The 20,341-nt window shown below is 67.8% G+C and carries 20 protein-coding genes; 11 read left to right on the plus strand and 9 right to left on the minus strand.

Going from position 1 to position 20,341, the window contains the following annotated elements:
* Positions 1-89: 89 nt before the first annotated feature.
* Entirely contained in the window at positions 90-860 is a 771-nt protein-coding gene (locus VK92_RS08435; RefSeq protein ID WP_048020273.1) for an ABC transporter substrate-binding protein, read from the plus strand.
* A 78-nt stretch (positions 861-938) separates the two neighbouring features.
* On the opposite strand, the gene VK92_RS08440 is transcribed toward VK92_RS08435, so the two are convergent.
* Entirely contained in the window at positions 939-1,322 is a 384-nt protein-coding gene (locus VK92_RS08440) for a hypothetical protein (RefSeq protein WP_048020274.1), read from the minus strand.
* Positions 1,323-1,502: 180 nt separating this feature from the next.
* On the opposite strand from VK92_RS08440, the gene VK92_RS08445 reads away from it, so the two are divergent.
* Positions 1,503-2,024 carry a GNAT family N-acetyltransferase gene (locus VK92_RS08445; protein WP_048020276.1) on the plus strand — a complete coding sequence of 174 codons (522 nt, stop codon included), beginning with the start codon at positions 1,503-1,505 and terminating at the stop codon, positions 2,022-2,024.
* Between the two features lie 36 nt (positions 2,025-2,060).
* On the opposite strand, the gene VK92_RS08450 is transcribed toward VK92_RS08445, so the two are convergent.
* Complete coding sequence (locus tag VK92_RS08450) at positions 2,061-2,723, minus strand: hypothetical protein (RefSeq protein WP_048028748.1); 663 nt, start codon at positions 2,721-2,723, stop codon at positions 2,061-2,063.
* 258 nt (positions 2,724-2,981) lie between these two features.
* On the opposite strand from VK92_RS08450, the gene VK92_RS08455 reads away from it, so the two are divergent.
* Positions 2,982-4,037, plus strand: coding sequence for a DUF1176 domain-containing protein (locus tag VK92_RS08455; protein ID WP_048020279.1), 1,056 nt, complete (start codon positions 2,982-2,984; stop codon positions 4,035-4,037).
* A 158-nt stretch (positions 4,038-4,195) separates the two neighbouring features.
* On the opposite strand, the gene VK92_RS08460 is transcribed toward VK92_RS08455, so the two are convergent.
* From VK92_RS08460 to VK92_RS08480, 5 genes are all read right to left on the minus strand, one after another.
* A complete protein-coding gene (locus VK92_RS08460) occupies positions 4,196-5,653 on the minus strand; it encodes an amidohydrolase family protein (protein WP_231600471.1) in 1,458 nt (485 codons plus the stop codon).
* A gap of 140 nt (positions 5,654-5,793) precedes the next feature.
* Positions 5,794-7,272 (minus strand): sodium:solute symporter family protein, encoded by a 1,479-nt coding sequence (locus VK92_RS08465; protein WP_048020282.1) that lies wholly within the window; start codon positions 7,270-7,272, stop codon positions 5,794-5,796.
* Positions 7,269-7,481 (minus strand): DUF3311 domain-containing protein, encoded by a 213-nt coding sequence (locus VK92_RS08470; protein WP_048020284.1) that lies wholly within the window; start codon positions 7,479-7,481, stop codon positions 7,269-7,271. The genes VK92_RS08465 and VK92_RS08470 overlap by 4 nt, the downstream gene beginning before the upstream one ends.
* A gap of 39 nt (positions 7,482-7,520) precedes the next feature.
* Entirely contained in the window at positions 7,521-8,657 is a 1,137-nt protein-coding gene (locus VK92_RS08475) for a porin (protein WP_048020434.1), read from the minus strand.
* A gap of 303 nt (positions 8,658-8,960) precedes the next feature.
* Positions 8,961-9,857, minus strand: coding sequence for an IclR family transcriptional regulator (locus VK92_RS08480; protein ID WP_048020285.1), 897 nt, complete (start codon positions 9,855-9,857; stop codon positions 8,961-8,963).
* A gap of 294 nt (positions 9,858-10,151) precedes the next feature.
* On the opposite strand from VK92_RS08480, the gene VK92_RS08485 reads away from it, so the two are divergent.
* From VK92_RS08485 to VK92_RS08520, 8 genes are all read left to right on the plus strand, one after another.
* A complete protein-coding gene (locus VK92_RS08485; protein WP_048020287.1) occupies positions 10,152-11,234 on the plus strand; it encodes an ABC transporter ATP-binding protein in 1,083 nt (360 codons plus the stop codon).
* On the plus strand, positions 11,235-12,218 hold the full coding sequence (locus VK92_RS08490; protein ID WP_048020289.1) for an ABC transporter permease: 984 nt from the start codon (positions 11,235-11,237) through the stop codon (positions 12,216-12,218). It abuts the gene before it with no gap.
* Positions 12,215-13,009, plus strand: coding sequence for an ABC transporter permease (locus tag VK92_RS08495; protein WP_021158739.1), 795 nt, complete (start codon positions 12,215-12,217; stop codon positions 13,007-13,009). Before VK92_RS08490 ends, VK92_RS08495 begins: the two co-directional genes overlap by 4 nt.
* On the plus strand, positions 13,009-13,356 hold the full coding sequence (locus tag VK92_RS08500) for a (2Fe-2S)-binding protein (protein ID WP_021158738.1): 348 nt from the start codon (positions 13,009-13,011) through the stop codon (positions 13,354-13,356). The genes VK92_RS08495 and VK92_RS08500 overlap by 1 nt, the downstream gene beginning before the upstream one ends.
* Entirely contained in the window at positions 13,353-14,786 is a 1,434-nt protein-coding gene (locus VK92_RS08505; protein ID WP_048020292.1) for an FAD/NAD(P)-dependent oxidoreductase, read from the plus strand. The genes VK92_RS08500 and VK92_RS08505 overlap by 4 nt, the downstream gene beginning before the upstream one ends.
* Entirely contained in the window at positions 14,779-15,930 is a 1,152-nt protein-coding gene (locus VK92_RS08510) for an NAD(P)/FAD-dependent oxidoreductase (protein WP_048020294.1), read from the plus strand. The genes VK92_RS08505 and VK92_RS08510 overlap by 8 nt, the downstream gene beginning before the upstream one ends.
* The gene (locus tag VK92_RS08515; RefSeq protein WP_048020295.1) at positions 15,927-16,973 is read left to right on the plus strand and encodes an ABC transporter substrate-binding protein; all 1,047 of its coding nucleotides are present in this window, start codon (positions 15,927-15,929) and stop codon (positions 16,971-16,973) included. The genes VK92_RS08510 and VK92_RS08515 overlap by 4 nt, the downstream gene beginning before the upstream one ends.
* 164 nt (positions 16,974-17,137) lie before the next feature.
* Positions 17,138-18,502: an MFS transporter gene (locus VK92_RS08520; RefSeq protein WP_048020297.1), complete on the plus strand. Its 1,365-nt coding sequence runs from the start codon at positions 17,138-17,140 to the stop codon at positions 18,500-18,502.
* 122 nt (positions 18,503-18,624) lie between these two features.
* Here the strand turns inward: VK92_RS08520 and VK92_RS08525 are convergent, their stop codons facing one another.
* Both VK92_RS08525 and VK92_RS08530 read right to left on the minus strand, forming a co-directional pair.
* Positions 18,625-19,635 carry a 3-hydroxybutyryl-CoA dehydrogenase gene (locus VK92_RS08525; protein ID WP_048020298.1) on the minus strand — a complete coding sequence of 337 codons (1,011 nt, stop codon included), beginning with the start codon at positions 19,633-19,635 and terminating at the stop codon, positions 18,625-18,627.
* On the minus strand, positions 19,632-20,341 hold a 710-nt coding region (locus tag VK92_RS08530; RefSeq protein ID WP_048468168.1), incomplete at its 5' end, for an NAD/NADP octopine/nopaline dehydrogenase family protein. The genes VK92_RS08530 and VK92_RS08525, both read right to left, overlap by 4 nt.

The raw sequence follows: 20,341 nt of genomic DNA on the forward strand, positions 1-20,341 counted from the left end.
GCCCGCGCGTGGCCGGGCGCGGGCAGTCACGCCTGTCGGCCGCCAGTTCGCTTCACCACATACAACATCGACCGGTATTGGAGACATTCATGAAAAAGCTCGTTCTCGCCATTGCGCTCGCGCTGACGGCAGGCGCCGCCGCCGCGAAGGACCCGGCGGTCCTGCGCCTCGGCGTCGACCCCAGTTATGCGCCGTTCGAATCGCTCGCGCCCGACGGCAAGCTCGTCGGTTTCGACATCGATCTCGGCAATGCGATCTGCGAACGGATGAAGGTGCGCTGCGTGTGGGTCGAGAACGCGTTCGACGGGATGATCCCGGCGCTGAAGGCGCGCAAGTTCGACGGCGTGCTGTCGTCGATGAGCGTGACCGAAAAGCGCCTCGCGCAGATCGCATTCACCGACAAGATCAACAACGTTCCGCCCCGGCTCGTCGCGCGGCGCGGCTCGAACCTGCAGCCGACGCCCGAATCGCTGCGGGGCAAGAGCGTCGGCGTCGAGCAGGGTTCGACGCAGGAGACTTACGCGCGCACCTACTGGGAGCCGAAGGGCGTGATCGTCCGCACGTACCAGACGCAGGATCTCGTCTACCAGGACCTGGTGTCGGGACGGCTCGATGCATCGCTGCAATCGTCGGTGCAGGCCGACCTCGGTTTCCTGAAAACCGCGAAGGGCGCGAACTTCGAATTCGCGGGGCCGCCGCTGCACGACCCGAAGACGCTCGGCGTGGGTTCGGCGATCGGCGTGCGCAAGGATGACGACGCGCTGCGTACGCAGATCAACCAGGCGCTTGCGAGCCTGATCCAGGACGGGACGTACCAGCGGATCGCGAAGAAGTATTTCTCGTTCGATATCTACAACTGACGGACGCGCAGCGGACAACACGAAGAGGTGTCGCGCATGAATGCGCACACCTCTTCTTCGTTCACCGAACGATATCGACTACGCCGCTCGCTGCAATAAATCCGTTGCAAAAGACCTCGCATGCTCGACGGCTTCCTGCGCGTCGCCGAACACACCGAGCTGATCCCAGTGCTCCTCGGCTCCATACGTACCCTTCACGGCAAGCGCCCGCTGAACGCTCAGCTGCGCCGCGTACTTGCCATCCTCCAGCGGTCGAGCCGTCGCCACCACCTTGTGCGGAGGACTGGCGCGCTCCGGCTGAATCAGTTCGACCGCACCGCCGGCCGTGTCGGCGTACATCAACTCGTTCCTGGCTTTGCAGTCCGGGCAGTAGAAGCACCACCCCGCGTCCTCCTGATGGGGTCTGACCTGCCCGCGTGCGAGCACGGCGCGGCATTCAACGTTTTCGCAGATGAACGGCATGGCAGTCTCCGAGGTTGTTTGCGGAAAATCCTAGCATGTCCGCCGAAGGACAACCACCGTCTTCGTCATCGACATGGGCACCGGGCGGGTAATGCGGATCGCCGGGTCGACCGGATGCTCGCGAGACCGACGTCACCCGGGATAAACTGTCGGCCCGACCGACGAACCGAGCCATCCCTCATGTTGATCCGCGTTGCAACCCTGTCCGATGCCGTCCCGCTTGCCGAATTGAAACGCGACACGTTTCGCGAAACCTTTCTGCAGGACGGATTCGGCATCGACTACCCGCCGAACGACCTGGCTGCGTACGAGGCCCGAACCTACTCGGTAGAAACGATCACGGGCCAGCTCGACGATCCCGAATGCCGCACGTGGGTCGCTGAAAGCGACGACGGCACGCTGGTCGGCTATGCGCACGCGGGGCCGTGCAAGCTTCCGCACCCGGACGTCGCGGAAGGTTCGGGCGAGATCCATCAGATCTACCTTCGGCGGGGTACGCAAGGAACCGGCGCCGGGCGCGCCCTGTTCGACTCCGCGCTGGAGTATCTGGCAACGGAACGGCCCGGCCCGGTATGGCTTGGCGTGTGGTCCGGCAACGCGAAGGCGATTGCCTTCTATGAGAAGGCAGGGTTCACGCGTGTCGGTACGTACGATTTCAAGGTCGGGGAATCGACCGATCTGGAATTCATCTATCGACGCTGAGGCGGTGGATCGAGAAGCGGTGCGCTTGACGCGCCTTCAGTAACCGCGGGGATAAGGCGCCGGCGTCATTCGCGGATCGTCGGCAGGCATGTCGACATTCAGCAAGGACAGAAGCTGCCGATCCAGGCAATGCTGCGGAAAGAAGCGATTGAAATAGGAAACGTCCTCGCGTCGATCTGCCCTCTGGAACATCGCTTCGATCGGCCCCCAGTAGTATTGCCAGGACAACCTGTCCATCTCGCGCTGTCGATCGTCCGGAAGTGCATCGATCTCAATCGTGCTCAGCCCGTCATGCATGAATCGATAGACACGCCAGAGCCGGTCGCTCAGGAAATTCGGCGCACTCGGCGAAAATGCGACATAGTCCGCATCGGCTTCGTGCCGATACCCCGCAATGCGGGTGAATGCCTGAAAGGACGGAATGCCGGCCATGCTGTCCGGATCGCGTAATTCAAGCTGGTAGAAATAGAACAGCGTCTCCGTGTCCGCGTCATACCGGATGACCAGCTTGTTGCCGGGATGGTGATACCACCCGGTTGCCGGATCCACGAATCCGCCCTGACTATCCGGCTGCAGCCCCGGCTTGATGCCCAGGATGCATCGAACATCGTCGATCAGCGCATCACCCCAGTCGGCATAGAATCGGCTCAACTGTGTCCTGCCAATCGATACAGCAGCATAGATACCTACCGGCTCCATGTGTTTGCTCCGTCAGGGTTGCGCCGATTCACCACCACGCATGTTACAACCGGCCCCGGCGCGGCCATGCCGGCGCGTTGCAATCAATCGAACCGTATCCGGGGTTTGTGGCGTAACCGGAACGAACAATGGGCAGGCGCACGTGCGCAAAACGATTCGACCATTGCGTCGACTCAGGCCGCGCCGCTCCGGGACGCTTTCATTTCCGGCGCGTCACTTGCGTTACGATTCACGCCATCCTCAACTCCGTGGAAGCACATGAAAACTCGTGCCCTTGCGGTGGGCACGGCGCTCGTTGCGCTTTACGCCGCCGCGGCGTCTGCCCAGGAACCCGGCGCGCCCAGCTACGACACCTACAAGTCATGGCTGGTCGCCTGCGACAACGGTTTGACCTGCGAGGCGAAGGGTCTCGCGAACGATGGCGAGACCGGCGCGGACTTGCGCTTCATTCGCTCAGCCGGGCCGAACGGCGCGCTCACGGTACGGCTGAGCGTCGCCACCAACACCAGCATCAATCTCGATGACCTGCGCGTCGACGACGCGCCGCTGCGGCTGGACGACTCGGCCTGGAGCGAGAAATTCGACGACGGGATAGCGACTTTGTCGACCACGCAACCGGCAGCTGTGGCGGCCTTCGTCTCACGCCTTCGCAATGGCACGAAGCTTCAGTTCGGCGAGCATGCAGGCGCTTATGTTCCGCTCGATGGCATGGTCGCCGCGCTCCTGCGTATCGATGACCGGCAAGGGCGCATCGGGGGAACTACCGCGTTGATCCGCAAGGGGCCTGCCCCTGCGTCGCAGGTCACACCCGCTCCGTCACTGCCCGTCGTACCGAAGCGGAAGATCACGTCGCAGTTGTCCGATCAGGAAGAAGAACACCTGATCGCGCGCGCGAAACGAATCCGGGATGCCAGCAGTTGCGAGGAGAATGCGTCGCGCTATCTCCATGAAGCAGCGTATGCACTCGACAAGCACAACGCGCTCGTGTTTCTTCCATGCATCATGGGCGCCTACCAGGGTTCGTCGGATGTGTTCATCGCACCGCGTATCGGCGGCGGAAAACCGGAGCCCGTCAAGCTGCCGATTCCTGAAGGGGGCTTTTCAGACCCTTCACTGGTCGAACCGGACTTCGACCCGGCTACCGGCACGCTGTCCACCTTCGGCAAGGGACGCGGGCTGGCCGATTGCGGCTTTCAGGCCAGCTGGATCTGGGATGGCCATGCGTTCCGGATGTCGGCTGTGTCGCAGCAGAAAACGTGTGGCGGCGTTCAAGGCGGCGACTGGCCGACGCTCTATCGATCGCGAACGAAGTAGCCCAACGATCGCTCTCGATGGCGCAGGTTCCATGCGGTCGTTGTTTCGACCACACTGGAATCGACAGACCGGAGCATCGCCGCCGATTCAGCGGCGCTGTCGAACGAACAGGCCGGCCTCGCCGGCCCGCCACCGCACGACAACGCCCACCCGCCCGCTCAATAGCGGCTCCGCCCCCACAGCGTCTTCGGCTCGTCGAGCAAATGACGCAACCCGCTGCGCTCGATCGTGATTGCCGCGACTTCGTTCACCCGTTCGAGCACCGCGTTCTCGTCGACCGACAGCACGCGCCGATCCTCCATCAGCACCCTTCCGCCCACCATCGTCATGCACACGTCGGCCGCGTTCGCGAAGCACGTCACGCGATACACGGGCATGTTCATCGGCATCATGTGCGGCCGGAACAGGTCGACGAGGATGATGTCCGCGAGCTTGCCGGCTTCGAGCGAACCGGCCTCGTGATCGATCGACAGCGCCTTCGCCGCGTCGATCGTCACCATCTCCAGCACCTTGCCGTGCGGCAGCACGTCCGGGTCGCGGAAATGCCGGCGGTGGTAATGCATGCATTGCCACATGTGGCGGAACATGTCGTAGCCGCGATCGGGCGCCGCACCGTCCGACGCGATCGCCACCGTCACGCCCGCATCGATCAGCTCGGGCACCGGGCAGCGCCCGATGATCGACATGATCGCGCTCGGGTTGTGGACGATCGCGGTGCCCGTCTCGACGCACGCCGCGATGTCGTCGTCGGTCAGGTCGATGCTGTGCGACATGAACGACGTCGGGCCGAGCAAGCCGAGCTCGCGATGCGCGAACGCGAGCGTGCCCGCGCGGTGGCCGTCCTGCGTGAACGTCAGCCCGCGCTCGCGTGCGAGCGCGCCGTAGCATGCGGCCTGGTCGCGGAAGTCGTGCTCGTACCACGCCAGCTCGGGATCGTGTTCGGGCCCGTACACGGGCAGCGTGAGCGCGATGCGGATCCGGCCGTCGGCATCGCCGTGGCATTCATCGACGATGCGCTCGCATACGTCGAACATCGTGTCGAAACCGATGTCGCGCGTGTCGCTGCCCTCCGGCGTGTGGCGCGTATAGGCACGCGGCGCGGGCGGCCGCGACGGGCCGACCGCGACGATCGAGCGCGTACCGGTGCGCACGACCGCGTCGCAATGGCGCCGCGCGTAGACCGGATCGTCGACGCGCATGATCGAATTGCCGCCGCCGAGCAGCGATACGCCGGTCGTCACGCCGGCCTTCAGGCGTTCGAGCGCGGCGAGATGCGATTCGGCCTCCCAGAACGCCTCGTCGGACGCACGCGTGTAGATCGTCTCGGCCGCGGCCGACCACGCATCGCCGTCCGCGCCGCCGATCGTGCGCAGCATCGCGTGGCCCGCGTGCGCATGCGCATCGATCAGGCCGGGCAGCACGGCCTTGCGGCGCGCATCGATCGTGCGCGCCGCACGGTAACGCGCCTGCAGTTCATCGGTGCCGCCCACGGCGACGATGCGCTCGCCCTTGACCGCGACCGCGCCGTTCTCGATCACGCGCCGCTGCGGGTCCATCGTGATCACGCAGCCGTTCGCGATCAGCGTGTCGATCGCTTCGCGGTCGTCCTCTCGCATACCCTCTCGCTTGTCCTCGGTCGTCATTGTTCGGTGTCCTGTTGTGGTTCGATGGGTCTTGCTGCCATCCAGCGGCCGAGCGACCGGGCCGCCGGGTGGAACCCCGGCGGCCCGGCGACGGCGTCATGCTCGAAAAACCGTCACGCCGAACCGACCGGCGCGGCGACCCGCGCCTTCAGCTTGCGCTGCACCGCGCTGATCACGACGAACACCACCGCGTTCACCGCGAGCGCGACGAGCCCCGGGTTGATCGACGTCAGCGTGTTCGATGCGCCCGGGAACAGCGACGCGAGCGTCACGCCATAGTAGTTCGTCATCGCGATCACGATCGCGCCGGCGACGATGCCCGCGAACGCGCCTTCACGCGTGCCGAACGGCCGCTTCAGGAAGCTCGAGGCGAGCATCGGCACGAGCTGCGTGAGCAGGCTCGACGAGAAGATCGCGAGCGTGACGAAGGTCGCGCCGCCGCGCAGCACGAAGTAGACGACCACCAGCGTGAAGACCGGCAGTGCGATGCGCGCGACGCGTGTCACCTCGCGGTCGGTCGCGTTCGGCGCGAAGCCTTCGCGGTAGATGTTGCGCGCGATCGTCGTCGATGCGTTCAGCATGATCAGCGATCCCGGCACCAGTGCGGTGAGCAGCCCCGTGCCGCCGACGATGCCGACGAACCACGCAGGGAACGTCTGCTTCACGAGCCGCAGCAAAGCGAGATCGGTCTGCGCGCCTTCGAGCCCGTGCACGGTCATCACGGCCGCGAAGCCGACGAGGAACAGGAACGCGATCAGCACCTGGTACAGCGGCATCAGGATCACGTTGCGGCGCAGCGCGCGCTCGTCCTTCGCGACGTAGATCGCGGTGAAGCCGTGCGGATACAGGTAGTAGCCGAGCGACGTGAGCAGGATCGTCGAGTTGTACCAGCTCAGGTTGAAGCCGTGCTCCGGCATGCGCAGCAGTTCGGGGTGCGCGGCGTCGATCTTCGCGAACATCTCGCCGAGCCCGCCGTAGTAATGCATCGGCAGGTACAGGCCGAGGAAGATCGCGATCGCGAGGATCAGCACGTCCTTGAAGATCGCGATGCTCGCCGAGCCGTGGATGCCCGACACGACCATGTACACCGCCATCAGCGTCGCGGCGATCCAGATCGCGGCCGCCTGCGGAATCAGCCCGTACGACATCTCCGACACGATCACGCCGAGCCCGCGCAACTGGATCATCAGCAGCGACACCATCGCGAACACCGCGACGATCGACACCAGCACGCCGATCGCGCGGCTGTCGTACTTCGACGCGAAGTAGTCGGCGAACGACACGAGCCCGCGCGCCTTCGCGTAACGCCAGATCGCCGGCAGCATCCAGTAGCCGATCACGAACGCGAGGCAGCCGTACGACAGGATGTAGAACGCGGGCACGCCCTTGCTGTAGGTCCAGCCGCTCGCGCCGAGGAACGAGAACGTCGAGAACGCCTCGCCGGCCATCAGCAGGAACGTGAGCAGCGAGCCGAAGCCGCGCCCGCCGACCGCCCACTGCTCGAGCGTGAGCTTGCGGCCGCGGCGCGCCATCACGCCGATGGCGAGCGCGAACACGGCGAACGCCGCGATGATGACGATCGAAGCGTTCATCGCGCGTCTCCCGAACGGCCGGCGCGGGCCGTGTCGCGCTCGTCGAGATGGAACAGGATCGCGAGAATCGCGGCCGTAGCCGCCATCCAGACCAGGTTCCAGACGAGCAGGAACGGCAGCCCGAACAGCAGCGGACGCGCGTCGGCAAGCGAGCCGCCCGTATACATCCCGACGAACGGCAACGCCGCCAGCAACAGTTTCAGTTTCATGAGTGCCTCCTCCGGAAGACGCGCGTGTGCGTCAGAACATCAGAACTTCTGGCGGATGCCGACCACCACCGCCACCTGCGACGTCGTCGTCGATGCGCTGTCGGTGCCGTCGATCCATGCGTGGCCGACACCCGACGACGCCTTCTGGTAGAAGCCGTTCACGTACACGTCGGTGCGCTTGGACAACAGGTATTGCACGCCGGCCGATACCTGGTGGTAATGGCCGCTTTCGCTGGCACGCGCGACCTGCGTATAGGTGTAGCCGGCCGCCGCCATCAGCGCGGGCGTGACCATGTAGCGCAGGCTGCCTTCGTAGTTGTTGAAACGCAGCGCGCCGCCCGTCGCCTGGCCGAAGTTCGAGCCCGTGTACAGCAGGCCGAGCGTTGCCGGCCCGATCGCGTAGCTGCCGCCCGCCCCCCAGATCTGCTGGCGGATCGCGCTCCCGAGGCTCGCACCGAACACCGATGCCGACGACGGATAGTAGTTGTCCGAAGCAACTGCGCCGCTCGTGCTGACCGCCGGATGGTTCACGCGCGCATACGCGGCGCCCGCGTTGAGCGGCCCGTTCACGTACGTGACGCCCGCGCTCCAGCTGTTGTCGTTCGCGAAGCCGGTCGAGTTCGAGAAGCCGTACACGAGGTTCGCCTGCAGGCCCGCGATCGTCGGCGACACGTACTTCACCGCGTTGTTGAGACGGAACGTGTTGTTGATGTCGTCGTTGTCGAACGGGTGCGTCGAGTACTGCGCGAGGAAGCTGCTCATCTGCAGCGAACCGAGGATGTCCTGCGTCGAGTTGTACTGGCGGCCGAGCGTCACCGCGCCCCAGTTCGCGCCGCTCAGGCCGACCCACGCCGAACGCCCGAACATCCGGCCGCCCTGCCCGAGCGCGCCGTTCGCGACGTTGAAGCCGTTCTCGAGGCGGAAGTTCGCCTTCAGGCCGCCGCCGAGATCCTCGGCGCCGATCAAGCCCCAGCGCGGCCCCGATTCGTTGCCGCCCGTGAACTGCCACAGCGAATGGCCCTTCGCATTGTTCGTGTAGGTCACGCCCGCGTCGACGATCCCGTACAGCGTCACCGTCGACTGCGCGTGCGCGGCGCCGGCAAACAGCATTGCGATCGCGGCGCCCATTGCAACGCCCATTGCGACGCCCGTCTTCCCACCCTTCATTCGCACCATCTCCGTCATCTCCTCTCCAAACCTGCTCATCGATGTTGTGTTTTGTTGGTCCTGCCCATGCATCCCGACCGGGTTGTATAGACAGTCGCTGGATGGTATCCAGCCGCAATCACATCAAGAAATGAAATGTTCAACTGGCCGGCAGTTGAAAATCGAATGAGAGGCGATGGAGGGGAAATGAGCGGGGGTCACGCGGCCCCGCAAGGGAAACGAAAGCACGCGGGCCCACTGGACGCGGTGCGTTTTGATCGGACGTGAATGGCTTGCGTAAGCAAGCTGACGAAACGGCGACGCGTGAGGCGGCTATACGGTTTTCCCTGATAACCCGTGCATTGGCCGCCGCAACGCGGCATCGAACGGATTGGTACGTGGCCCGATCGCGTCGGCCTGGCGCCGCAGCAGTTCGACGACCATCGGCATCCGGTCGTCACCGAGGCGTGACGCGAGCGTGCCGACGCTCAACGCGCCGACCGGATAGCCAGTGCGATCGAGGATCGGCACCGCGACACCGGCCATCCCGTCGAGCACGCCGCTGTTGCGGCCCGCGTAGCCGAGCTGCCGCACGCGTTCGATCTCGGTACGCAGGTACACCTCGTCGAGCACGCCGTAGCCGCGAATGCGCGGCACGTTGAAGCGGATCACTTCCTCGCGTTCCGCTTCCGGCAGGAACGCGAGGATCGCAAGGCTGCCCTGTCCGACACCGAGCGCGATGCGGCCGCCGATGTCGCCGGTAAACGAACGGATCGGAAACGGCCCCTCGCACAGGTCGAGACACACGGCGTCGAAGCCGCTCTTCACCAGCAGGAAGATGGTCTCGCCGAGGCTGGCGCACAGCCTCAGCAGCGCGGGACGGCACAACGTGCGCATGCTGCTCGGGTTGCCGGCCTGCGCGGCGAGCGCGAAGAAATCGACACTCAGCCGGTACAGCTTCGACTGCTCGTCCTGTTCGACCATCCCTTCCGCGATCAGCGATTGCAGGATCCGGTGCGCGGTGCCCTGCGTGAGGCCGACGGCCTTTGCGAGATGCGTGACGCGCACGCCGTCCTGCTGCATGCCGGCCAGCGCGCGCAGGATCGCGAACGCGCGCTGCAGCATGCCGGTGCCCGGTGCGCCGGCCGCATCGGCCGCATCGACGGCGTCCTCGTCCGGGCGCGGCGCGCGTGCGGCCGGCGACGTTCCCGTCGAATGGGATTCCTGCATGCCGGCTCTCCTCGATGATTTCATTGAACGGAATACGTGAACCGCCATTGTCGTCCCGCCGAAATTCCGCGGGCATCCGGGTGTGCACGGGATTGACGCGTGCATTTCGCGGCATTGCCACGCGCCACCCAGCGGAACGATTCGCTCGCGATTTCTCCAACCGTTCCGTTCAATGGAATTTTTCAGAAATTCCTCCCGTTCAGCAGAATTCGAAATTGACGCTCCGAAATATGGCTGGCTAGAGTCCGCCACATCGGTACACCGGCCACGCGGTGTGCGAACCCGGAGCTTCCCATGTCGTTTCTCACGCTTACGGATCTGACGAAAACCTTCGGCGAACTCACTGCCGTCGCCGACGTCAACCTGTCGGTCGAACAAGGCGAATTCGTGTCGCTGCTCGGGCCGTCCGGCTGCGGCAAGACCACCACGCTGCAGATGATCGCGGGCTTCGTCGACGTCACGCGCGGCCGCATCGCGCTCGACGGGCAGGACATCACGCACCTGAAGCCGAACCGGCGCGGGCTCGGCATCGTGTTCCAGAGCTATGCGCTGTTTCCGCACATGAGCGTCGCCGAGAACGTCGGCTTCGGCCTCGACATGCGCGGCGTCGACAAGGCCGAGCGCGCCGAGCGCATCCGCGCGGCCCTCGCGCTCGTGCGTCTCGACGCGCTCGCGCACCGCTTCCCGCGCGAGCTGTCGGGCGGCCAGCGGCAGCGCGTCGCGATCGCGCGCGCGGTCGTAATCGAGCCGCCGGTGCTGCTGCTCGACGAACCGATGTCGAACCTCGACGCGAAGCTGCGCGAGGACATGCAGTTCGAGCTGCGCGCGATCCAGCGCAAGATCGGCACGACGACGATCATGGTCACGCACGATCAGTCGGAAGCGCTGTCGATCAGCGACCGCGTGGTCGTGATGGAAGCCGGCCGCATCACGCAGACCGATACGCCGTACCGCGCGTACGAGCGCCCGGAGAACCGTTTCGTGTCGCAGTTCATCGGCAAGGCGAACCTGCTGCCCGGCACGATCGTCGCGCACGACGGCGATGCGATCCGCATCGACCTCGGTCACGATCTCGCGGAAACGGGCCGGCTCGCGCACCTGCCGGCGCGCGAGCGCGACATGCGCATCGGCGATGCGGTGTCGGTCTGCATCCGTCCCGAGAAGCTGCGGCTGTGCGCGCCCGACGCGGGCCGCTTCGCCGCGACCGTCACGAGCCGCTTCTTCCTCGGCAGCCAGTGGCTGTACCGCGTCGACAGCGCGCTCGGCGAAGTGCTCGTGTGCTGCCAGAACGAAGGCACGGAGCCGCTCGCGGAAGGCGCGCCGGTCGGGATCGACTGGCACAGCGACGCGGTGCGCGTGATGCGCCGGGAGGCCTGAATGCGACAGCCTGCCCGTCCACTCCCGAATGACGGCGCGCCGGCCGCGCTTGCGCGCTCGGCCGCGGTGTCCGCCGACGCCGCACCGGCACGCGCCGCCGCCGCGCCCACCATGCGCGCGACGTGGCGCGCCCACGCACCGCTGTGGCTGATGTGCGCACCCGCGTTCGCGCTGTTCGCCGCGCTCGTGCTCGTGCCGCTCGCGATGACGTTCATGCTGACGTTCTACCGCTTCGATCCGGCCACCGGCCCGATCGCCGCGTTCCAGTTCGGCAACTACGCGGAAGTGCTCGGCTCGTCGTACTTCCACACGATCTTCGCGCGCACGTTCGGCATCGCCGCGCTGACGACCGCGATCTGCGTCGCGATCGGCACGCCGGAGGCATACGTGCTGTCGAAAATGCGCGACCCGTGGCGCTCGCTGTTCCTGCTCGCGATCCTCGCGCCGCTGCTGGTGTCGGTCGTCGTGCGCGCGTTCGGCTGGAGCATGCTGCTGAACACGAGCGGGCTCGTGAACCAGGCGCTCGGGCTCGCCGGCCTCGGGCCGTACAAGCTCGAATACACGACCTTCGCGATCGTGATCGCGCTGGTGCACGTGATGCTGCCGTTCATGGTGATCCCGGTGTGGACCGCGCTGCAGCGGCTCGATCCGCAGACCGAGCATGCGGCGCTGTCGCTCGGCGCATCGCCGTTCACGACGCTGCGCCGCATCGTGCTGCCGCAGCTGATGCCGGGCGTGCTGTCGGGCAGCCTGATGGTGTTCGGGCTGTCGGCGAGCGCGTTCGCGATTCCGGGCCTGCTCGGCGGACGCCGGCTGAAGGTCGCGGCCACGGCCGTCTACGACGAATTCCTCGGCTCGCTGAACTGGCCGCTCGGCGCGACGATCGCCGTGCTGCTGCTGGTCGCGAACCTCGTCGTGATGCTCACTTACTACCGCGTGCTCGAACGCCGCTACGCGCGCAGCCTCGGAGGCGCATCGCGATGAGAAAGAACGGCCCCTTTGCCCTCGCCTTCCACACGCTCGTGATCCTGTTCGTGCTCGCGCCGCTCGTGATCGTCGTGCTCGTCGCGTTCACGCCCGACGAGACGCTGACACTGCCGACACACGGGTTCTCGCTGCGCTGGTTCCGCGCGATCCTCGACTATCCCGACTTCGTCACCGCGTTCTTCAACAGCGTGAAGCTCGCGTTCGCGTCGGCGACGCTGTCGCTCGCGATCGCGCTGCCGGCGGGCCTCGCCATCGGCCGCGCGACGTTTCCCGGCCGCGCGTTCCTGAACGGGCTGCTGCTGTCGCCGCTCGTGATTCCCGGCCTCGTGCTCGGCATCGCGCTGCTGCGCTTCTTCGCGCTGATCGGCGCGACCGGCTCGTTCGCATGGCTCGTGCTCGCGCACATGGTCGTCATCACGCCGTTCGTGATGCGGCTCGTGCTCGCCTCCGTCGCGGGCCTCGACCGCAGCATCGAGCAAGCCGCGTGCTCGCTCGGCGCGGACCCGTGGACGACCTTCCGCCGCATCACGTTGCCGATGATCGTGCCCGGCATCACCGGCGGCTGGCTGCTCGCGTTCATCAACAGCTTCGACGAACTGACGATGTCGATCTTCGTCACGTCGCCGCAGACGGTCACGCTGCCGGTGCGCATGTACATGTACGCGACCGAGTCGATCGACCCGATGATGGCGTCGGTGTCGGCGCTCGTCATCTTCATCACCGCCGGCGCGATGCTGCTGCTCGATCGCGTGTACGGCCTGAACCGCATCCTGATCGGCCAACACTGATGACGACTTCCGTTTCCCGTTCCACCTGCATCCCGGACGACGGTGCGCAGTTCGTGCGCGTCGCCGAACGCGAACGTGCCGCCGTCGCGTTCACGCTGGACGGCCGCCCCGCGCTCGCGCTCGCCGGCGACACCGTGCTCACCGCGATCCTCGTTGCCCAGCGGCGCGTGCGCGTGAGCGAATTCAGCGGCCAGCCGCGCGCGGGCTTCTGCCTGATCGGCGCGTGCCAGGACTGCTGGGTGCGCACCGAAACCGGTGCGCGCGTGCGTGCATGCTCGACGCCGATCGCCGAAGGCATGCGGATTCTCACGTCCGCCCGGCCGGCCGCGACCGGAGACGCAGCGTGAGCGCCGCACCGCAACCGGTGATCGTCGGCGCGGGGCCGGCCGGCGTACGCGCGGCCGAAGCGCTGGTCGACGCGGGGCTGCACCCGGTCGTGATCGACGAGAACGCCCGCTGGGGCGGACAGATCTACCGGCAGCCGCCGGCCGACGGCGCGTTCGCGCGCGGCAAGCGCACGCTGTACGGCTTCGAGGCCGCGAAGGCCGACGCCGTGCACCGGACGATGGCCGCGCTGCTGCCGCATGTCGACTACCGGCCGAATACGCTTGCCTGGTCATGCGGCGCAGGCCGCGTCGACACGCTGCAGGATGGCCGTGAAGTGACGGTGCCCTACTCGCACCTGATCATTGCGAGCGGCGCGACCGACCGCTTGTTGCCCGTGCCGGGCTGGACGCTCGCGGGCGTCTATACGCTCGGCGGCGCGCAAGTGGCACTGAAGGCGCAGGGCTGCGCGATCGGCCGGCGCGTCGTGTTCGCGGGCACGGGCCCGCTGCTTTACCTCGTCGCCTACCAGTATGCGAAGGCCGGCGCGCAGGTCGCGGTCGTGCTCGACACGAGCCCGCTGCGCCGCCAGGCCGCTGCCGCGCCCGCGCTGCTGCGCATGCCGTCGACCTTCGCGAAGGGGCTCTATTACATCGGCTGGCTGCGCGCGCACGGCGTCGCGATCGAAACGGGCGTCACGCTCGAGCGCGTGCTCGGCGACCCGCACGTGACGGGAATCGCATGGCGCGCGGCCGGTGACGGCGCACCACCGCGCCTGCTCGACTGCGACGCAGTCGGCCTCGGCTTCGGCCTGCGCTCCGAAACGCAGCTCGCCGATCTCGCCGGCTGCCGGTTCGGATTCGACCCGCTCAACCGCGCATGGCTGCCCGAGCGCGACGCAGCCGGCCGCACGTCGGTGCGCGGCCTCTACGTCGCCGGCGACGGCGCGGGCATCGCGGGCGCCGACGCGGCCGAGGCATCGGGCCGGCGCGCGGCGCTTGCGTTGCTCGACGACGCCGGGATCGCTTCGCTCGCGCCCGCCGGCAAACCCGACGCGGCGACGCTCGAACGCACGCTCGCGCGCGTCGCCGCATTCCGCGCGGGCCTCGAAGCGGCGTTCGCGCCGCCGGTCGAGCAGGCCGCACGCTGCGCGGACGACACGATCGTGTGCCGCTGCGAGGAGGTCGATGCAGGGACGCTGCGCCGCTGCGTCCGCGACGGCGCGGCAACCGAGCTGAACCGGCTGAAGGCGCTGACGCGCGTCGGAATGGGCCGCTGCCAGGGCCGCATGTGCGGCGACGCGGCCGCGCTCTTGCTGGCCGCCGAAACCGGTCGCCCGCTCGCCGACGCCGGACGGTTGCGTGCGCAACCGCCCGTGAAGCCGTTCCCGATCTCGGCCGCGCTGGCGGGCGACGATGTCGCGGCGATTCCCGACGAGGCACGCGATGAATGAGACCCGGCATTACGACGTCGCGATCGTCGGCGGCGGCCTCGTCGGCGCGTCGGCCGCACTCGCGCTGACGCGGCGCGGCTTGCGCACCGGGCTGTTCGAGCGGCGCGATTGCGGTGCGCAGGCGAGCGGCGTGAACTACGGTGGCGTGCGCTGCCAGGGCCGGCCCGCCGAACAGCTGCCGCTCGCGCTGCGTGCGCGGCGCATCTGGGATCGCCTGCCCGAACTGATCGGCATCGACGGCGAATTCGTCGTGTCGGGCCACCTGCGGCTCGCGCGCAGCGACGCCGATCTCGACGCGCTCGATGCCTACGCGACGCTCGCCGGCGAACACGGCCTGCCGCTGCAGGTGATGCGCGGCGATGCGTTCCGGCGGCGTTACCCGTGGCTCGGCCGTGCGGCGCTCGGCGGCTCGCTGTGCGAGACCGACGGTCACGCCAACCCGCGCCTCGTGTCGCCCGCGTTCGCGCGCGCGGCCCGCGCGGCGGGCGCGGACGTGTTCGAGCACACCCCCGTCGACGACGTTCACCACGACGGCACACGCTTTCACTTTCAGGCAGGCGGCCGCGCCTGCACCGCGACGTGGCTGATCAACTCGGCCGGCGCGTGGGCGAACACGATCGCCGAACGCTTCGGCGAAGCCGTGCCGATGGAGCCGATCTACCCGAACATGTGGGTGACCGAACCGCTGCCGCCGTTCATCACGCACAACCTCGGCGTGTACGGCGGCGGCGTGTATGCGCGGCAAGTCGCGCGCGGCAACTGCGTGATCGGCGGCGGGCGCGGCCGCGGCGACGGCGAATTCGGCCAGCCGTCGGTCGATACGACGCGCGCGGTGATGCGCGACGCCTGCGCGTTGCTGCCCGCATTGCGCGACGCGCTGCTGATCCGCACGTGGAGCGGCGTCGAAGGCTGCACGCCCGACCACAACCCGATCATCGGCGCGAGCCGCACGACGCCGCGCCTGCTGCATGCGTTCGGTTTTTCCGGCGGCGGCTTCCTGCTCGCGCCGGGCGTCGGCGACGTGCTCGCCGATCTCGTCACGACCGGCGAAACCGCCACCCCGCTCGATGCATTCTCGATCGGCCGCTTCTTCCGCGAAGCCGAGCCGACCGTCCCTTTCCGTCAAGAGGAGACCCACAAATGAAACTGCCCGCAACGATCGCGGCGGCCGCCGCCCTCTGCATCGCAGGTGCCGGCGCGCCCGCGTTCGCGCAAACGAAGACGATCTACGTCGGCATGAACGGCGGCCCGATGGAGAAGGCCTACACGAGCCAGGTACTGCCCGACTTCGAGAAGGCGAACAACGTGAAGGTCGTCGTCGTACCCGGCACGTCGTCGGACGTGCTCGCGAAACTGCTCGCGAACCGCAACAAGCCGCAGATCCACGTCGCGTTCCTCGACGACGGCGTGATGGCGCGCGCGGTCAGCCTCGGCGTGTGCCAGAAGCTCGACGATTCGCCGGTGCTGAAGGAGTTGTATCCGTTCGCGCGGATGAAGGACGACGTCGGCGCGGGCGTGCAGCTCGGGATGACCGGCATCGCGTACAACAAGAAGCTGTTCGCCGAGAAAGGCTGGACGCCGCCGACGTCGTGGATGGATTTCGCCGATCCGAAATACAAGGGCAAGGTCGTGTTCCAGTCGGCGTCGAGCAGCACGTTCGGGCTGCACGGCTTCCTCGCGATCAACCGGCTGCTCGGCGGCAACGAGCAGAACGTCGAGCCCGGCTTCAGCAAGTGGGCAAGCACGGTCGGGCCGAACGTCGTCGAGTACATCCCGAACTCGGCGAAGATCTCGGAGATGGTGCAGACCGGCGAAGCCGGCCTGTTCCCGCTCACGCCGACCGGCGTCGGCGACCTGCAGGACAAGGGCATCCCCGTCGCCTACGCGAACCCGAAGGAAGGCCCCGTGCTGCTGCTCGTCGACCTGTGCGTGGTCGCGAACAATCCCGATCCGCAGCTCGCGCAGAAGCTCGCGCAGTTCCTGCTGTCCGCGCCCGCGCAGACGAAGGCGGCCGAGGCCGGCAAGCAGATTCCGACCAACCGTCTCGCGAAGATGCCCGCCGCGATGCAACAGAGCCTCGGCAATGTCGACGATCTCGTGCGCAAGGTGACCGTGGTCGACTGGACCGCGATCAACGCGCGCCGCGCGCAGTGGGATACGCGCTGGAACCGGCAGATCGAGCGGTGACGACATGCCGGGCGCGCGGGCACGGCCGCGCGCCGCATGACCATCATTTGCGGGAGTGATGACACTCCCCTTTTTCTGCGGATTTGACCGGGGGCGCGGTGCCGACAACACTAGCCCGCAGTGCTGCAAAGACGGCACGCGCCCGCCCCCCTTCAGAGTCCGCCATGTACCCGACCGACACCGTGCAATCCCCGAGCGCCGCCCGGCCGCTCGCCGACCGGCAACTGCGCCGGATCGTCATCGCCTCCGTCGCGGGCAACGCGATGGAGTGGTACGACTTTTTCGTGTACGGCACAGCCGCCGCGCTCGTGTTCGGCCACGTGTTCTTTCCGCCCGGCGCATCGCCGCTCGCGGGCAGTCTCGCCGCGTTCGCGGCATTCGCGCTCGGTTTCGTCGCGCGGCCGCTCGGCGGGATCGTGTTCGGCCACGTCGGCGACCGCTACGGGCGCAAGGCGTCGCTCGTGTGGACGCTGCTGATCATGGGCGCATCGACCTTCGCGATCGGCCTGCTGCCGACCTATGCGCAGGTCGGCCTGTGGGCACCGGCGGCGCTCGTCGTGCTGCGCCTGTTGCAAGGCATCGCGTCCGGCGGCGAATGGGGCGGCGGCGTGCTGATGATCAGCGAGAATGCGCCGCCCGAGCAGCGCGGCTACTACGCGGCGTGGAGCCAGCTCGGCGTGGGCGGCGGCTTCGTGCTGTCGTCGGCCGCGTTTCTCGCCGCGCAGGCGCTGCCGGACGATATGTTCCGCACCTGGGGCTGGCGGCTGCCGTTCCTCGCGAGCATCGCGATCTTCGCGATCGGCATCTACATCCGCCGCCATCTGCCGGAAAGCCGCGACTTCGAGCAGGCCGGCCGGCGCGGCGCGCACACGCATCTGCCGATCGTCGAGTGCATCCGCCGCCATCCGAAGGAAATCCTGCTCGCGATGGGGCTGCGCGTGGCCGAGAACGGCGGCGCCTACATCTTTCTCGCGTTCTCGCTCGTCTACGGCAAATACGTCGGCATTCCGAACGGCGTGATGCTGACCGGCGTGATGATCGCGATGATCGTCGAGATGGGCGCGATGCTCGCGTGGGGCCGGCTGTCCGACCGGATCGGCCGCAAGCCCGTGTACCTGATCGGTGCGCTGAGCCTCGTCGCGTGCGCATTCCCGTTCTTCTGGCTGCTCGACACGCGCGCGACACCGCTCGTCTGGCTTGCGCTGACGGTCGGCACGGCCGTCAGCCACGGCGCGATGATCGGCACGCTGCCCGCGCTCGTCGGCGAGCTGTTCAGCACCGAGGTGCGTTACTCGGGCGTCGCGCTCGGGCATGAAGTCGCGTCGATCTTCGCCGGCGGGATGTCGCCGCTGATCGCCACCGCGCTGCTCGCGCGTTATCACGCATCGTGGCCCGTGTCGCTGTTTCTCGTCGCGCTCGGCCTCGTCACCGTCGCGACGCTGTGCATGATGCGCGAAACGCGGATCGTGAGCGCCGCTCCCACTGCTCCTGCTGTTCCCGCTACCGACACGCGCGGCGACACGGCGTGACCACGACGCTTCGATCCGCGCAAGCGGGCCGATCCGCACCGGCAGGCGGCGAACACGGCGGCGGCCGGCACGGCCGTTCCGGGCGCGTGCCACCGGCCGCGCCCGCCACCCCGGCGCGCCGCCTAGTTGCCGCCCTCCCGTCGCGCGCCGTCGAACGCCGGCGCGAGCCCCAGGTGATCGAGCAGGCGCGCGAATTCGCCGAGCCGCTGCCGCATGTACGCGGGCACGTCGACCTCCGCGTAGTCGTGGAAGCCCGCACCCGTGCGCACGCCGTCGCGTCCGGCTTCCATGTTGCGCACGACGCTCGCGGCCGGCGCGAAACGCGGGCCGATCTCACCAGCCAGGTACTTCGACGCGTAGTACAGGATGTCGCAGCCGCCCCAGTCGATGAATTCGAGCAGCCCGAGCACCGCGAAGCGCGGGCCGAAACCGGTGCGGATCGCCGTGTCGATGTCGGCCGCGCTCGCGACGCCCTCCTCGACCATCCGTGCGGCCTCGTTCATCGCGAGCGCCTGGATGCGCGGCACGATATAACCGGGCGCCGGCCCGCAGATCACCGGCTTCTTGCCGACACGTTCGAGCAACGCGGCGAGCGACTCGACGACGGCCTGGTCGGTCGCATCGCTGCGGCTGATCTCGACGAGCGGCATCAGCAGCGCGGGGTTCAGCCAGTGCGCGTTCAGCATCCTCGACGGATGCGCGACGTGGCGTTGCAGCTCGGTGACGACGAACGTCGACGTCGTCGACGCGATCGTTGCATGCGCACCGACATGCGCGCCGAGCCAGCGCAGCGCGTCGGCCTTCGCATCGAGCACTTCGGGCAACGCCTCGAACACGATGCCGGCCTGCCGCACCGCATCGGCCGCACCGTCCCGGGCGACGAGCGCGATGCGCGCGACCACGGTTTCGGCCTGCGCGGCGTCGATGCGGCCGAGCGCGACCTGCGCATGCAGCGGCCTCTCGATCTCGTCGCGCGTGCGTGCCTCGAAGGCACGCCATCCGGCCGCGTCGCGCGGCTTGAAGTCGACCAGCGTCACGTCGAGCCCCGCGAACGCGAACACGAGCGCGATCCCCTGCCCCATGCGCCCCGCGCCGAGCACGTGGACACGCGTCACATCGGCGCCCGCCTTCATGCCGCGTACCCCGCGTCGAGCAGCGCGCGCAGCGCGTCCATCGACAGCGCGGCGAGCCCGAGCCGCTCCAGCGTGCGGCCTTCCGCATACAGGTCGCGCACCGCGACCGCGCTCGCAATGCTCAGCAGCCCCTGCGCGACGGGCGTCGGCACGCCGGCCCGACGCCCGCACGACACGATGAACGACAGCCCGAGCCGGGTGTCTTCGAGCATGTAGCGATGCGTGCGCAGATCGATCTTCTCGCGCCAGTCGCCGCTATCGGTCAGCTTGCCGTGCGCGCCGCGCCCGTACATCCATTCGTCGCCGTCGGTCGCGTAGTGATCGGCAAGCGGGAAATGCGGCGCCGGGTAACCGAGCGCCTCGCGCACCGCGATGCGTTCGGCGTCGAGCGCGTTCGTCACGCGGCGAATCGACGGCTGCGTGCCTTCGTTGTGGATGTCCCATGCGTCGAAGTGTTCGAGCGGCCCGGCGTTCATCAGGATCAGCGGCGGATGGATCACGGGGCCCGCGTTCATCAGCGCGCCGGACAACGCATCCTCGACCGGTTCGACCGACGGATAACCCGCGCGCAGCACGTCGAACGCCCAGCCGGCCGCGTTCGCCGGAAACACGCCGGTCGGCAGCCGCGTCGCGTACGCGCTGATCACGACGTCGTTGTCGCCGTGCCTGCGCACGAGATACGGCAGCGTGCCCGTCTCGGCGAAGG

It is taken from the genome of Burkholderia sp. LK4, from assembly GCF_001043615.1.
Classification (GTDB): Bacteria; Pseudomonadota; Gammaproteobacteria; order Burkholderiales; family Burkholderiaceae; genus Burkholderia; species Burkholderia cepacia.